This is a genomic window from Streptomyces sp. NPDC050997 (genome assembly GCF_040660135.1).
GTDB lineage: Bacteria > Actinomycetota > Actinomycetes > Streptomycetales > Streptomycetaceae > Streptomyces.
Genome location: NZ_JBFAGK010000024.1, coordinates 25,970 through 40,464, shown reverse-complemented (window position 1 = coordinate 40,464; position 14,495 = coordinate 25,970). Strand labels below are relative to the sequence as shown.

The window sequence follows — 14,495 nt, the reverse complement described above, 5'->3', positions numbered from 1 at the left end:
GTAGTCCCCTGGCGCACCCCCGGAACGCACCCCAGACGGAGTCCTCGCGCTTCCCGCTCAGCCGCCCCCGACCGTGAACCCGATCACCACCCCGCCCCCGTCCCGCCGGATCGCGAACGGGGTCCCCCCGTGCGCGAGCGCCACCTCCCGCACGATGGACAGGCCGAGGCCGGAGCCGGGCAGGGAGCGGGCGTCGGCGGCGCGGTAGAAGCGGTCGAAGACCCGGATGAGATCGGCGTCGGCGATACCGGGGCCGCGGTCGAGGACCTCGACGCGCACGGTCCCCGGCCGGGCGGGGCCGGTGACGTCGATCTCGATGGGCGCGGTGCCGTCACGGTCGAACTTCGCCGCGTTGTCGACGAGGTTGGACAGGGCGCGGGTCAGCATGCCGGGCCGGCCGTCGGTCGTGGTGTCGCCGCTCGCGCGGAGCAGGATCTGTCGGCCGGTGCGGCGGCGGGCGAGGCCGGCGACGTCCTCGGCGATGTCGGCGAGGTCGACCCGCCGCGGCGGCTCGGTGTCGGACTGCCCGGCCGCGAGATCCACCAACTCGTTGACCAGATCGGTGAGTTCACGCGCTTCCTGGCCGAGGTCCGCGACCAGCTCCTCGCGGGTGGCAGGGGGCAGCTCGTCGATCCTGCGGAGCAGCGAGATGTTCGTACGCAGCGAGGTCAGCGGCGTCCGCAGCTCGTGCCCGGCGTCCTGCACGAGACGCCGCTGGTCCTCCTCGGACTGGGCGAGGCGGCCGAGCATGCGGTCGAAGGCGCGGCCGAGGCGGCCGACCTCGTCGTAGCCGGTGACGGGCACCTGGATGCCGAGCCGCCGGGTGCGGGCGACGTCCTCGGCGGCCGAGGTGAGGATCACCAGGCGGCGGGTGATGCGCCGGGCCAGCCACCAGCCGAACAGGCCCGCCCCGACCACCACCGCGGCCATCAGGATCAGGGTCCGCTGCTGGAGCGCCCGCAGCAGGTCCTCGGTGTCACTGAACTCCTGCGCGACCTGCACCGCGCCCCGGCCGCCGCCGAGGGAGACGGTCGCGACACGGTAGACGTCGCTGCCGACGCCCACGTCCTTGTGCTCGACCATCCGCCCGGCCACGACGACGGCCGCGGTCTCCCGGTCGGGGTCGGTCACCGGCAGGCCCGGGCGGCCCGGGTCGACGATCGCGCCGTCCGGCCCCAGTACCTGCACATCGGTCCGGGCCGGCCGCACGAGGTCGTGACCGGGCGCCGACGAGGAGAAGTCCTCCGGCGCCATCCGGTGCTGCCGCACCTCGTCCCGCAGATCCTGGACGACCTGGTCGAACACGGACTCCTGGTCCACTCGGACCAGCCGCGCGGCCGCGCTGTACGACAGCACCCCGACCAGGACCGTGACGGCGGCGGTCACGATGGCGAAGGACAGCGCGAAGGTGGTGCGCAGGGACAGCAGCCGGGGCCGCCGCGAGGACAGCAGTCGCCCGAGCCGGCCCACTCAGTCCTCCCGCAGCACGTAACCCACCCCGCGGACCGTGTGGATCAGCTGGGGCAGGCCCGGTTCGTCGAGCTTGCGACGCAGGTAGCCGACATACACGGCGAGGTTCTTGGAGCCGGGACCGAAGTCGTAGCCCCAGATGCGGTCGTAGATCGTGGAGTGGTCGAGGACGATGCCCGCGTTGCGCACCAGCAGCTCCAGGAGCTCGAACTCGGTGCGGGTCAGCTCCAGCTCACGCGTCCGGCGCCAGGCGCGGCGGGCCTGTACGTCCATGCGCAGCCCTGCCGCCTCGATCTGCCCGTCCGGGGCCGACTGCGGTTTCGGCACGCCGGTCAGGGGGCCGACCGGGCTGGTGCGGCGCAACAGGGCACGCAGCCGGGCGAAGACCTCCTCGACGTCGAAGGGCTTCACCACGTAGTCGTCGGCGCCCGCGTCCAGGCCGGCGATCCGGTCCTGGGTCTCCACGAGCGCCGTCAGCATCAGGATCGGCGTGCGGTCGCCCTCGGCGCGCAGCACCCGGCACACCTGGAGGCCGTCGATGCCGGGCATCATCACGTCCAGGAGGAGCACGTCCGGCGGGGTCCGGTGGGCCTGCGCCAGCGCCTCGACGCCGTCGGCGACCGCGGTGACCCGATAACCCTCCAGGGTCAGGGCCCGCTCCAGGGCGTGACGGATGGCACGGTCGTCTTCGGCGAGCAGCACGGTTCGGGACACGTCCTCAGTGTGCCCCGGCCTCGGGCGGCCGGGCCGTGTGAGGGTTCTTACGGTCACCCTTCTTACTGGGATCTCACCGTCACACGGCCCGGCCGCACGGTCACGCCCGCAGCGCCGCGAGCCGGTCCTCGAAGGGCACGACGGCGCCCTGGGTGGCCTGCTTGGCCTGCGTGGCCTGCGTGGCCTGCGTGGCCATCGACAGCCCCGTCATCAGTCCCACCAGCTCCCCCGCCGCCCGTTCGATCCGCCCGTCCAGCCCCTCGGCGCCCCAGTCCTCCGAGGCGGCGTACACCCCGGTCGGGACGACGACGGCCCGCAGGTAGGCGAAGAGCGGCCGCAGCGCGTGGTCCAGTACGAGGGAGTGCCGGGCGGTGCCGCCGGTCGCCGCGATCAGCACCGGCTTCCCCGCCAGGGCGTCCACGTCGCTCACGCTGAGCACGTCGAAGAACGACTTGAACAGCCCGCTGTACGACGCCGAGAACACCGGAGTGACGACGATCAGCCCGTCCGCCCCGGTCACCGCGTCGATCGAGGCGGCGAGGCTCCGCCCCGGGAACCCGTTGGTGAAGTTGTGCGCGATCTCCACGGCGAGGTCGCGCAACTCGACGACCTGCGTCTCGATGACCTGCGTCTCGACAACCTGCCCGTCGACCGGGGTGTCCCGGCCCACGGCGGCGGCCAGCCGGTCGGCCAGCAGCCGGGTGGACGACGGGACACTCAGCCCGGCCGATACGACGACGAGCTTCATTCGGCGGTCACACCCTTCGGAGCGGCGGCGAGCAGCGACTGGTGGGTGGGCGCCTCGGGCACATCGGCCGGACGCCCGACGGCGAACTCCTTGCGCAGCACCGGCACGACCTCCTGGCCGAGCAGGTCCAGCTGCTCCAGCACGGTCTTCAGCGGCAGTCCGGCGTGGTCCAGCAGGAACAGCTGGCGCTGGTAGTCACCGGCGTACTCGCGGAAGGCCAGGGTCTTCTCGATGACCTGCTCCGGGGAGCCCACGGTCAGCGGGGTCTGCTCGGTGAACTCCTCCAGCGACGGCCCGTGCCCGTAGACGGGGGCGACGTCGAAGTAGGGCCGGAACTCGCGCACCGCGTCCTGGGAGTTCTTCCGCATGAACACCTGGCCGCCGAGGCCGACGATCGCCTGCTCGGGCGTGCCGTGCCCGTAGTGGGCGTACCGGCTGCGGTAGAGCTCGACCATCCGCTTGGTGTGGTCCGCGGGCCAGAAGATGTTGTTGTGGAAGAAGCCGTCGCCGTAGTACGCGGCCTGCTCGGCGATCTCCGGCGAGCGGATCGAGCCGTGCCAGACGAACGGCGGTACGCCGTCCAGCGGGCGGGGCGTGGACGTGAAGCCCTGCAGCGGGGTACGGAACTTCCCCTCCCAGTTCACGACGTCCTCGCGCCACAGCCGGCGCAGCAGGGCGTAGTTCTCGACGGTGAGGTTGATGCCCTCCCGGATGTCCTTCCCGAACCACGGGTACACCGGGCCGGTGTTGCCGCGCCCCATCATCAGGTCCACCCGGCCGTCCGCCAGGTGCTGGAGCATCGCGAAGTCCTCGGCGATCTTGACCGGGTCGTTGGTGGTGATGAGGGTGGTGGAGGTGGACAGGACCAGCTTCTCCGTCCGCGCGGCCACGTACCCGAGCATGGTCGTCGGGGACGAGGGCACGAACGGCGGGTTGTGGTGCTCGCCGGTCGCGAAGACGTCGAGCCCCACCTCCTCGGCCTTCAGCGCGATGGCGACCATGGCCTTGATCCGCTCGCGCTCGGTCGGCGTACGGCCCGTGGTCGGGTCCGGCGTGACATCGCCGACGCTGAAGATCCCGAACTGCATGGTCGCTCTACCTCCAAGTTGTTTACCGTTCAACTACACCCCTGGAACGGTCATCCGGTCCGGCGTATTCCCGGCGTGTTCCCCGAGGTACTCCCTCACGCGTTCCCTCACGCGTTCCCTCACGCACTCGTTCACGCATTCCGCCCGCCGGCCTGCGTACCCATCCCGATGTCAGTGCCCCGGCCTACGATCCCCCCATGGCCCCCGTACGCCGTGACACCCGAGGCATCGTCGACGCCACGGAGCTCTTCGCGCACGTGGACTTCCGCCGCGTCGAGCCCGCCGAACCGCTGCGCCGGTACGTCGAGCAGTACTGGCTGATCGACTGGAACCTCTCCGAGCCGTACGTCTCCCATGTGGTCCCGCACCCGGCCGTCAACATCGTCTTCCAGCGGTTCCCGGACCAGGAGCCCTTCGCCGAGGTCGCCGGTGTCCAACGCGGCCTGTTCGCACAGAAGTTGGAGGGGCGCGGCCGGGTGTGCGGCGTCAAGTTCAGACCGGGCGGCTTCCGCCCCTTCGCGCCGGAGCGGGCGGTGACGGAGTGGACGGGCCGGCGGCTGCGGCAGCCCGAGGTGTACCCGGACACGGACCCCGCCACGATCCTCACCCCGGACGACGAGGCCGCCCGCGTGGCCGCCCTGGACGCGTTCCTGCTGACGCTCGGCCCGCACCCCGACCCCCAGGCCGACCTGGCGATGGCCCTCGTCGAGCGCATCGGCACCGACCGCACGATCCGCCGCGTCGCCGACCTCGCACGCACCGAGGGCGTCTCCGTACGACTCCTGCAACGCCTCTTCGCCGGGTACGTCGGCGTGGGCCCCAAGTGGGTCATCCTGCGCCACCGCATCCACCAGGCACTGGAGCGCGCCGAGACCGAGGAGGCGATGGACTGGGCGGCCCTCGCCGCCGACCTCGGATACGCCGACCAGGCCCACCTGGTCCGCGACTTCACGACCACGGTGGGAGTGCCGCCGACCGCGTACGCGGCCAACCGTCGGCAGGCCGGAGAATCGCACTCACAACGCCAGTGACCCGAGCCGACGAGCTCCGGTCCAACATCCGCCGAGAAAAGCTCGGCCGACGTGTCACACTCCCGGCGCGCATCGCGTCAACCCGGTGAACGCGAACCGATCAAAGCCCCTGACAAGGTCGTGCCGACCAGGTCGTCCTCAGTCGGTTCGCCCCGATCACCGAGGAGCATTCCATGTCCGTCGCCCACGTCGTCGTCACCCTGATCGCCGCCGCCATGGCCGGCTACTCGGGCGTCGTCATCCTCACCCGCGCCCAGTGGATCATCCAGGCCCTGACCGACTACAGCGTGCCGCGCGCCTGGTGGCCCCGGCTCGGCGCCGCCAAGGTCGCCGGGGCCATTGGCCTCCTGATCGGCCTCTTCGTTCCGGTCATCGGCGTGGCAGCCGGCATCGGCCTGGTCCTCTACTTCACCGGCGCGGTCGTCACCGTCGTACGGGCGCGCCGGCACGCACACATCCCGTTCCCGCTGGTGTACGCCGCCCCGGTGATCGGCGCCCTGACCCTGGGCGTGCTGAGCTGACCCCGATGACCCCCCGGGCCTCAGGGGGACCAGCGGCACGGAACGTCGGCGATCGAGGACGGCCGAGGGCGGTCGCGGGCGCGCATGCGAAGCTGCCCGCATGCTCGTCCTCCGCTCCGCCGCCCTGTTCGTCGTCGCCGCCCTCTTCGAGATCGGCGGCGCCTGGCTGGTCTGGCAGGGCGTGCGCGAACACCGCGGCTGGATCTGGATCGGCTCGGGCATCCTGGCCCTCGGCGCGTACGGTTTCGTCGCCACCCTCCAGCCGGACGCCGACTTCGGCCGCATCCTCGCCGCCTACGGCGGTGTCTTCGTCGCCGGTTCGCTGGCCTGGGGCATGGTCGCGGACGGCTACCGCCCGGACCGCTGGGACGTCACGGGCGCGCTGATCTGCCTCGCCGGCATGGCGGTGATCATGTACGCGCCGCGGGGCGACTGAGCGGACCCGCGGTCACGGCGTCGCGTCGGGCAGCAGCCCCAGCTGCCCCAGGAAGTCCATCTCGTCGAAGTAGAGCCGGTAGTCGACGATCCGTCCGTCCTTCACGGTCGCGATGTCCACCCCGCGGATCCTGACCTCCTTCTGCGTCGCGGGGAGGGTCTCACCGGTGGGCAGTTGGAGCGGCCCGGTGTTCCGACCGCGGTAGACGCCCTCGTCGATGGCTGTGTCGCCGACCTCGTACGCGTGCGACGTCTCGAACGTGGCCCCGGGGACCGCCTCCGTCATCTGCCGCCAGTACTCGACGATGTGGTCGCGCCCGCGGATCTCCCCCTCGTCGGGGGTGACGGCGACCGCGTCCTCGGCGTACAGCTCGGCGACGACCTTCAGGTCGGGATGCGCGGTGACCGCGTCCGTGAACCGGTCCATGACCTCACGTGCCTGTCCCATGATCCACCTCCACAGAAGTCAGGGGATCACCCACCTCATTGTCCCACCGGGTCCCACGGCGGGGGAGTCCGGCCGCGGAACGAGACCCCAGGCCGCCCGTCCACCCCACCCCCCTATCCTGGCCGGACAGGCTTCCGCCCCACCCGTCCGCTGAGTCCGCCCGGTCCGCACACTCCGAGGAGCACCCCCATGGCCACCGCCGCCCCGTCCGCCGTCTCCCGGATCGCCGTCGTCACCGGTGCGAGCAGCGGAATCGGCGCCGCCACGGCCCGACAGCTGGCCGCGGCCGGCTACCGCGTCGTTCTCACCGCCCGCCGCAAGGACCGTATAGAGGCGCTGGCGGAGGAGATCATCGCGGCGGGCCACCAGGCGACCGCGTACCCGCTGGACGTCACGGACCGCGCGGCGGTGGACGAGTTCGCCTCCGCGTTCCAGACGATCGGCGTGCTGGTCAACAACGCGGGCGGAGCCCTCGGCGCCGACCCGGTGGCCACCGGCGACCCGGCCGACTGGCGCACGATGTACGAGACCAACGTCATCGGCACCCTCAACGTCACCCAGGCCCTGCTCCCCAAGCTGGACGCGAGCGGCGACGGCACGATCGTCGTCGTCTCCTCCACGGCCGGCCACGGCACGTACGAGGGCGGCGGCGGCTATGTCGCCGCCAAGCACGGCGCCCACGTCCTCGCCGAGACCCTGCGCCTGGAGATCGTCGGCCGCCCGGTCCGCGTCATCGAGATCGCCCCCGGCATGGTCAGGACGGACGAGTTCGCCCTCACCCGCTTCGGCGGCGACCAGGAGAAGGCCGAGAAGGTCTACGAGGGTGTCGCCGAACCGCTCACGGCGGACGACGTGGCGGACACGATCGCCTGGGCGGTGACCCGCCCCAGCCACGTCAACGTCGACCTCCTGGTCCTCCGCCCCCGCGCCCAGGCATCCAACACGAAGGTCCACCGGGAGCGGTGATGCCGGACGCCGAACGGGAGCAACGCCGCCTGCTGGAGGAGAAGAAGAACGAACGCCACATGTGGATGTGGCTGGCGTACTTCCTCTTCGGCATCCACATCGTGGCCTTCGTCATGATCTACGCGGTGACACACGCGCCGAAGTGACGCCGCCCCGCGTCCCGCGCGTCAGCCCTTCACGCACACGACCTGCTTCAGCTTCGCCACGACCTCCACCAGGTCCCGCTGCTGGTCGATGACCTGCTCGATCGGCTTGTAGGCGCCCGGGATCTCATCCACGACGCCGGAGTCCTTACGGCACTCCACGCCCCGCGTCTGCTCCTCCAGGTCCTTCGTCGAGAACCGGCGCTTGGCCGCGGTGCGGCTCATCCGCCGACCCGCGCCGTGCGACGCCGAGTTGAAGGACTTCGCGTTCCCGAGGCCCTTCACGATGTACGAACCCGTGCCCATGGAACCGGGGATGATCCCGTACTCGCCAGAGCCGGCCCGGATCGCACCCTTGCGGGTCACGAGCAGGTCCATCCCGTCGTAGCGCTCCTCCGCGACGTAGTTGTGGTGTGCGCTGATCTCCGCCTCGAAGGTCGGCTTCGCCTTCTTGAACTCCCGCTGGATCACGTTCTTCAGAAGCGCCATCATGATCGTGCGGTTGTACTTGGCGTACTCCTGCGCCCAGAACAGGTCGTTGCGGTACGCCGCCATCTGCGGAGTGTCCGCCACGAAAACCGCGAGGTCACGGTCGACCAGGCCCTGGTTGTGCGGGAGCTTCTGGGCGACGCCGATGTGGAACTCGGCCAGTTCCTTGCCGATGTTCCGGGAACCGGAGTGGAGCATCAGCCAGACGGAATCGGTCGTGTCCGTGCAGACTTCGACAAAATGGTTGCCGCCACCGAGCGTCCCCATCTGCTTTTCAGCCCGCTCGTGACGGAATTTGACCGCTTCCGCGACCCCGTCAAACCGCCCCCAGAAGTCGTCCCACCCCGCGGTGGCCAGCCCATGGAACCGCCCGGGCTCAACGGCGGAGTCATGCATCCCCCGCCCCACCGGAATCGCCTGCTCGACCTTCGACCGCAGCCGGGACAGATCCCCCGGCAGGTCGTTCGCCGTCAGAGAGGTCTTCACCGCCGACATCCCGCACCCGATGTCCACGCCCACCGCCGCGGGACACACGGCCCCCCGCATCGCGATGACGGACCCGACCGTCGCACCCTTCCCGTAGTGGACGTCCGGCATGACCGCCAGGCCCTTGATCCACGGCAGGGTCGCCACGTTGCGCAGTTGCTGGAGGGCACCCTCCTCGACCGTCGACGGGTCGGTCCACATACGTATCGGGACCTTCGCACCCGGCATCTCCACGTACGACATATCGCCCTCATTCCCCCGTGAAACAACAGAAGTTACACATCGCAAAAACCGGAGCCAGGATCAACGAAAGGGACAACGGACCGGCGTCCACGGCCATGTGTGCGATAGACATTGTCTCCAGGGGGCGCCCCCGTGCGGCAAGCGATTAACCAGCGGGGACACTGAGATCCCACGTGCGCGCACCAGCCCACAGACACCGTCGAGAGGAGCCTGACCGTGCAGCGGAAGGCGTACGTACCCGGCGTCGCCGCGCTCCTCGCGGCCCTGCTGGCCGGCTGCACCGGCAGCTCGGACGACGACGGCGCGACGGACAACGCGAACCCCGGCACCGTCGGCACCGCCTCCGCAGCCGCCGAGCCGGGCCGGTACCGCACACTGCCCGAACCCTGCGGCGCGGCGGGCCGGAGCACCCTCGACTCGCTCCTGCCCGGCATCCGGCAGCTCACCGACGAGGACCAGCGGGAGAAGGCGTACGCGGGCGAGGCGACCCACACCTTCGACACCGACCGCAAGGTGGGCTGCCGTTGGAAGGTGGAGTCCAGGGACGCCACCGACCATCTGCTCGTCGACTTCGAGCGGGTGGTGTCGTACGACACCACCGTGAGCGACGACAGCGAGGCGCAGGAGTTGTTCGCGAAGTTGGAGGACGTGGCCGACCTGCCGGAGCCGGCGAGCTCCAGTGCCACGTCGGACGTGAGCAGCGGCGACGAGAGCGGTGCGAGCACCGGCAGTCCCAGTCCCACGGCCACCCCGACCGGCTCCGCCTCGGCGCCCTCGTCCCCTTCTTCGCCGTCCTCCGCCGCCTCCTCCTCTGCTTCCTCTTCCTCTTCCGCGTCCTCGTCCCCCACGTCCTCGTCCACCGTCCCGCCGATCGATCTCCAGCCCCGCCTCCTCGACGATCTCGGCGACGAGGCGTTCCTGGACGACGCGTTGAGCAGCTCCGGTTCGACGGCCCAGCAGCGCACGGTGACTGTGGCGTTCCGCACGTCGAATGTCATCGTGACGATCGCGTACGAGGAGCAGTCGGCGACTCTCGGAGTGGCTCCCGACAGCAAGGAAATGCAGGACAACGCGCGGAAACTGGCCGCACAACTGGACGACTCCCTGACCGGCTAGAGCTCCTTCACAGGCCTCTCACCCACACGCACAAAGCAGTCGAACAAAGGCCGCACAGGTTCCTCACCGCGTACCGTGGCCCCTCGGACCCGATCCGACGGCAGGAACCACAAGCGTCATGAGTGAAGGAACCATGCAGCGATCAGCACATCGAGACCGGCCGTACGAGCGAGACCAGAGCGAGCGGCGGGCCAAGAGCCGCAGCCGCGTCCTTGTCTGCGCGGCGGTGGTCCCCGCGATGCTGATCGCCGCCGGCTGCTCGTCGGACTCCGGCTCCGACGACGCCGGCAGCAAGAGCGACAGTCCGGTCGGTGCGGAGGCGACATCGTCCCCGAGCGCGTCACCGACGGTGCAGGCGGCGGCGTACAGCTCGCTCCCGAAGCCGTGTGCGGTGGTGTCGAAGAAGACCCTGGTCGACCTCGTGCCGAAGGGGGCGAAGTCCGGCAAGGAGGGCACCTCCGGCGACACGGCGACACGGGCCGGCTGTTCCTGGGACAGCCTCGACAACAACGGCGTCAAGGGTTCCCAGTTCCGCTGGTTGAACATCTCGATGCTGCGTTTCGACTCGGACACCTCGCGCGGCACCGGTGACAAGCAGGCGCAGGCGTACTACGCCAAGCAGATCCAGGACGCCCAGTCGGTGGACGGCGCGAAGAACGCCAAGTCCGAGCCGCTCTCCGGGACGGGCGACCAGGCGACGACGGTGACGTACGACCTGAAGAAGAAGGAAGGCTCCTTCAAGCAGCAGACGGTCGTCACGCGCGTCGAGAACGTCGTCGTCACCGTCGACTACAACGGCGCGGGCCTCGCCGGTGAGAAGACGCCGAGCGTCGCCACCCTGACGAAGCTCGCCGAGAAGGCGGCCAAGGAGACGGTGGCCGCGGTGTCGGAGGCGAACGGCGAGGGCAAGTCGAACGACGAGGGCGGGAGCACGGCGGGCAGCTCGCCGTCGGCGTCGAAGAGCGCCTCCCCGTCGAAGTCCTCGTCGGATTCCTCGTCGAAGTCGCCCTCGAAGGCCGCGTCGAAGTCGCCCTCGAAGAGCGCCTCCGCGTCCAAGTCGGCGACGAAGAGCTGACTGTCACACACGGACGCCAACGCGCAGCTCAAGGCGTCTGTCTGACGGAGCCCGGTCTTCCCTGCAGACCGGGCTCCTGACGGACCGACGACGCGTCCGACGCACACATGTGCCACTCTGTTGCGCGCAACAACACGCAATGGGAGGGGAGTACGAGTGGCCGCGCCAGTGCAGCTGACTCGAACGCACCGCATCCTCATCGGTGTGGTCGTGTTCGGCGCCGTGATCATCGCCGGCATCGGCTTCGCCGGTTCGTACGCGGCTGTCCGCGAGTTGGCCCTCCAGAAGGGCTTCGGGAACTTCTCCTATGTGTTCCCGATCGGCATCGACGCGGGTATCTGCGTCCTGCTGTCCCTTGATCTGCTTCTGACCTGGATCCGTATCCCCTTCCCGCTGCTGCGGCAGACCGCCTGGCTGCTGACGGTGGCGACGATCGCCTTCAACGGCGCGGCGGCCTGGCCGGATCCGCTGGGTGTCGGTATGCACGCGGTGATCCCGATCCTGTTCGTGGTCTCCGTCGAGGCGGCCCGGCACGCGATCGGCCGAATAGCCGACATCACGGCCGACAAGCACATGGAGGGCGTCCGCCTCACCCGCTGGCTGCTCTCCCCGGTCCCCACGTTCCTGTTGTGGCGCCGGATGAAGCTGTGGGAGCTGCGTTCGTACGAGCAGGTCATCAAGCTGGAGCAGGAACGTCTCGTCTACCGGGCCCGCCTCCACTCCCGTTTCGGCCGGGGATGGCGCCGCAAGGCGCCGGTGGAGAGCCTGATGCCGCTGCGGCTGGCGCGCTATGGCGTGCCGCTGGCGGAGACGGCTCCGGCAGGCCTTGCGGCGGCGGGAATCGAGCCGGTCCTTCTGCCCCGGGCGCCCCGGCAGTCCGAGGTCCCCGCGGTGACCGCGGGCCAAGGTGCCACCGGGGCGGCTTCCGATCCGCGGCGAGCGGCGGCGCCTCCCGGCGAGCAGCGGCTGGAGCTCGACGGCACTCCCCAGGCGGGCCGGCCGGACGACCAGCCCGCGCCCGAGCCCGAGTACGCACAGGATGCTGCCCAGCCGCAGTCCGGCCCCGACTCCGAGCAGAACCCCTGGTTCCGGACGCCGGTCGAGGTCCAGTACCAGGGCGGTTACGACCCCACCTACGACCCCTCGGAGCAGTACGCCCGGTGGTACGAGGAGCAGCAGCGGGCGGACGAGTACCGCGAGCAGTTCGACGAGGAACCCCCGGCCCAGGATCCCTCGCCGGAGGAGACCGGCACGTTCCCGATCCCGGTGGGCCCGAACCGCACCCGCGAGCTCGGCGAGGGCGGCGGCACCCCGGCCGTCGAGCCGGACGAGGAATCGTTCTACCAGGTCTTCAAGCAGTCGATAAACGGCGGCTACCCGTCCCCGCGCCAGTTCGGCGACAACGTCGAGGCGACGTACGGCACGCCCGTCCCGGACGCCGAGGCGAAGAAGATGGTCCTGCACTTCCAGAACCGCCACACCGCGGAGCTGGAGGACGACCACATCGCCTGAGCGGCACCGCGGACAGCCGGCGAACCGGCACCGCGTACAGACGACGATGGGGGCGCCCGGCGAACACCGGGCGCCCCCATCGTCGTAGCGAAGCGGCCTACACCACGACGGAGCGGCCTACGTCGTGACGGAGCGGCCTACTCCCCGAGCAGGGCCCGCACCCGCTCCTGACCCACCGCCAGCAGCAGCGTGGGCAGTCGCGGCCCCGTGTCCCGGCCGACCAGCAGGTGGTACAGCAGCACGAAGAACGACCGCTGGGCGGTCTTGATCTCCGGGGGCAGCTCCTTGGGGGTGGCGTCGGCCGGGAACCCGGCCTGCACCTTGGGCACGCCGTAGACGAGGTGGCTGAGCCCGTCGAGGGACCAGTGCTCGGCCAGCCCGTCGAGCAGCAGCCGCAGCGACCGCTGGGACGCCTCGTCGAGGGACTTCAGCAGGTCGTGGTCGGGCTCCTCGCGCACGATGGTCCGCTGGTCGGCGGGCACCTGCGTGTTGGTCCACGTCTCGGCCTTGTCGAAGCGCGGCCGGACCTCGTCGAGCGAGGCGAGCGGGTTGGCGGGGTCGAGTTCGCTGAGGATGCGCAGGGCCTGGTCCTCATGGCCGGCGGTGATGTCGGCGACGGACGCGAGGGTCCGGTACGGCATCGGCCGCGGGGTGTGCGGCAGCTCGCCGGTGGCGGTCCGCACGGCACGCGCGTGCGCGGCGATGTCCGCCGGGAGGGCCGAGCTGTCCACGACCTTGGCGTCCAGCTTGTCCCACTCGTCGTAGAGACGCTGGATCTCCTGGTCGAAGGCGATCTTGAAGGACTGGTTGGGCCGGCGACGGGCGTACAGCCAGCGCAGGAGCTGCGGTTCCATGATCTTCAGCGCGTCGGCGGGGGTGGGCACGCCACCGCGGGAGGACGACATCTTGGCCATCCCGGAGATCCCCACGAAGGCGTACATCGGCCCGATCGGCTGCTTGCCGCCGAAGATCCCGACGATCTGCCCGCCGACCTGGAAGGAGGACCCGGGCGAGGAGTGATCGACACCGCTCGGCTCGAAGACGACGCCCTCGTAGGCCCACCGCATCGGCCAGTCGACCTTCCAGACCAGCTTGCCGCGGTTGAACTCGTTGAGCCGGACCGTCTCGGAGAAGCCGCAGGCGGCGCAGGTGTACGTCAGCTCGGTGGTGTCGTCGTCGTACGAGGTGACGGTGGTGAGGTCCTTCTCGCAGTTGCCGCAGTACGGCTTGTACGGGAAGTACCCGGCGGCGCCGGAGCTGCCGTCGTCCTCACCGGCCGCGCCGGAGCCCTCGGCGGCCTCCAGTTCGGCCTCGTCGAGCGGCTTCTGCTGCTGCTTCTTGGCGGGGGCCTTCTTGGTGCGGTACTGGTCGAGGATCGCGTCGATGTCGCCCCGGTGCCTGATCGCGTGCAGGATCTGCTCGCGGTAGACCCCGGAGGTGTACTGCGCGGTCTGGCTGATCCCGTCGAACTCGACGCCCAGTTCGGCGAGCGACTCGACCATCGCGGCCTTGAAGTGCTCGGCCCAGTTCGGGTGGGCGGAGCCGTGGGGGGCCGGGACGGAGGTGAGCGGCTTGCCGATGTGCTCGGCCCAGGACTCGTCGACGCCGGCGACTCCGGCGGGCACCTTGCGGTACCGGTCGTAGTCGTCCCACGAGATCAGGTGGCGCACCTGGCGGCCCCGCCGCCGGATCTCGTCGGCGACGAGGTGCGGGGTCATGACCTCGCGCAGGTTCCCCAGGTGGATGGGGCCGGACGGGGACAGTCCGGAGGCGACGACCACCCGTTTGCCCGGGGCCCGACGCTCCGACTCCTCGATGACCTCATCCGCGAAACGGGAGACCCAGTCGGTGGTCTCGGCGCTCTGAGCCACGATCGGCACGTCCTCTTTTTCTGAAGGTTTCACACGGGCAGCCGTTACGGTCGTACGGCCGACACCCCATTCTCCCAGACCACCTCGCGCCCAGGAAAACCGCTTTGCGCCCCGTGGGATACTGGGCAGGCCCACCTAT

At 70.3% G+C, this 14,495-nt stretch carries 15 protein-coding genes; 8 read left to right on the top strand and 7 right to left on the bottom strand.

Annotation, left to right across the window (positions count from 1 at the left end):
- Positions 1 to 57 precede the first annotated feature (57 nt).
- The 4 genes from AB0H86_RS37050 to AB0H86_RS37035 all read right to left on the bottom strand — a co-directional run bounded on the left by AB0H86_RS37050 (position 58) and on the right by AB0H86_RS37035 (position 4,020).
- Entirely contained in the window at positions 58 to 1,470 is a 1,413-nt protein-coding gene (locus AB0H86_RS37050; RefSeq protein ID WP_362449239.1) for an ATP-binding protein, read from the bottom strand.
- Positions 1,471 to 2,172: a response regulator transcription factor gene (locus tag AB0H86_RS37045; protein WP_362449383.1), complete on the bottom strand. Its 702-nt coding sequence runs from the start codon at positions 2,170 to 2,172 to the stop codon at positions 1,471 to 1,473.
- Between the two features lie 112 nt (positions 2,173 to 2,284).
- A complete protein-coding gene (locus AB0H86_RS37040) occupies positions 2,285 to 2,932 on the bottom strand; it encodes an FMN reductase (protein ID WP_362449237.1) in 648 nt (215 codons plus the stop codon).
- Entirely contained in the window at positions 2,929 to 4,020 is a 1,092-nt protein-coding gene (locus AB0H86_RS37035; RefSeq protein WP_362449235.1) for an LLM class flavin-dependent oxidoreductase, read from the bottom strand. The genes AB0H86_RS37040 and AB0H86_RS37035 overlap by 4 nt, the downstream gene beginning before the upstream one ends.
- Before the next feature lie 197 nt (positions 4,021 to 4,217).
- Here AB0H86_RS37035 and AB0H86_RS37030 point away from each other — a divergent pair, with 197 nt between their 5' ends.
- The 3 genes from AB0H86_RS37030 (at position 4,218) to AB0H86_RS37020 (ending at position 6,008) form a co-directional block, all read left to right on the top strand.
- Entirely contained in the window at positions 4,218 to 5,051 is an 834-nt protein-coding gene (locus AB0H86_RS37030; protein WP_362449233.1) for a helix-turn-helix domain-containing protein, read from the top strand.
- Positions 5,052 to 5,224: 173 nt separating this feature from the next.
- Positions 5,225 to 5,572, top strand: coding sequence for a DoxX family protein (locus AB0H86_RS37025; protein ID WP_362449231.1), 348 nt, complete (start codon positions 5,225 to 5,227; stop codon positions 5,570 to 5,572).
- 100 nt (positions 5,573 to 5,672) lie between these two features.
- Complete coding sequence (locus AB0H86_RS37020) at positions 5,673 to 6,008, top strand: YnfA family protein (RefSeq protein ID WP_362449229.1); 336 nt, start codon at positions 5,673 to 5,675, stop codon at positions 6,006 to 6,008.
- A gap of 12 nt (positions 6,009 to 6,020) precedes the next feature.
- Here the strand turns inward: AB0H86_RS37020 and AB0H86_RS37015 are convergent, their stop codons facing one another.
- A complete protein-coding gene (locus AB0H86_RS37015; RefSeq protein WP_362449227.1) occupies positions 6,021 to 6,455 on the bottom strand; it encodes a nuclear transport factor 2 family protein in 435 nt (144 codons plus the stop codon).
- Positions 6,456 to 6,644: 189 nt separating this feature from the next.
- On the opposite strand from AB0H86_RS37015, the gene AB0H86_RS37010 reads away from it, so the two are divergent.
- Positions 6,645 to 7,421: an SDR family NAD(P)-dependent oxidoreductase gene (locus AB0H86_RS37010; protein ID WP_362449225.1), complete on the top strand. Its 777-nt coding sequence runs from the start codon at positions 6,645 to 6,647 to the stop codon at positions 7,419 to 7,421.
- On the top strand, positions 7,421 to 7,567 hold the full coding sequence (locus tag AB0H86_RS37005) for a hypothetical protein (RefSeq protein ID WP_362449223.1): 147 nt from the start codon (positions 7,421 to 7,423) through the stop codon (positions 7,565 to 7,567). The genes AB0H86_RS37010 and AB0H86_RS37005 overlap by 1 nt, the downstream gene beginning before the upstream one ends.
- Positions 7,568 to 7,588: 21 nt before the next feature.
- On the opposite strand, the gene AB0H86_RS37000 is transcribed toward AB0H86_RS37005, so the two are convergent.
- Positions 7,589 to 8,782, bottom strand: a complete 1,194-nt coding sequence (locus tag AB0H86_RS37000) for an RtcB family protein (RefSeq protein WP_362449221.1) — start codon at positions 8,780 to 8,782, stop codon at positions 7,589 to 7,591.
- A 216-nt stretch (positions 8,783 to 8,998) separates the two neighbouring features.
- Between AB0H86_RS37000 and AB0H86_RS36995 the strand changes: the two genes are divergently transcribed.
- The 3 genes from AB0H86_RS36995 to AB0H86_RS36985 all read left to right on the top strand — a co-directional run bounded on the left by AB0H86_RS36995 (position 8,999) and on the right by AB0H86_RS36985 (position 12,485).
- Positions 8,999 to 9,898 carry a DUF3558 domain-containing protein gene (locus tag AB0H86_RS36995; protein ID WP_362449219.1) on the top strand — a complete coding sequence of 300 codons (900 nt, stop codon included), beginning with the start codon at positions 8,999 to 9,001 and terminating at the stop codon, positions 9,896 to 9,898.
- A 133-nt stretch (positions 9,899 to 10,031) separates the two neighbouring features.
- Positions 10,032 to 10,973, top strand: coding sequence for a DUF3558 family protein (locus AB0H86_RS36990; protein WP_362449217.1), 942 nt, complete (start codon positions 10,032 to 10,034; stop codon positions 10,971 to 10,973).
- Positions 10,974 to 11,129: 156 nt separating this feature from the next.
- Positions 11,130 to 12,485 (top strand): DUF2637 domain-containing protein, encoded by a 1,356-nt coding sequence (locus AB0H86_RS36985; protein ID WP_362449215.1) that lies wholly within the window; start codon positions 11,130 to 11,132, stop codon positions 12,483 to 12,485.
- A 137-nt stretch (positions 12,486 to 12,622) separates the two neighbouring features.
- On the opposite strand, the gene lysS is transcribed toward AB0H86_RS36985, so the two are convergent.
- Positions 12,623 to 14,365, bottom strand: a complete 1,743-nt coding sequence (lysS, locus tag AB0H86_RS36980; RefSeq protein ID WP_362449213.1) for a lysine--tRNA ligase — start codon at positions 14,363 to 14,365, stop codon at positions 12,623 to 12,625.
- Positions 14,366 to 14,495: the final 130 nt, after the last annotated feature.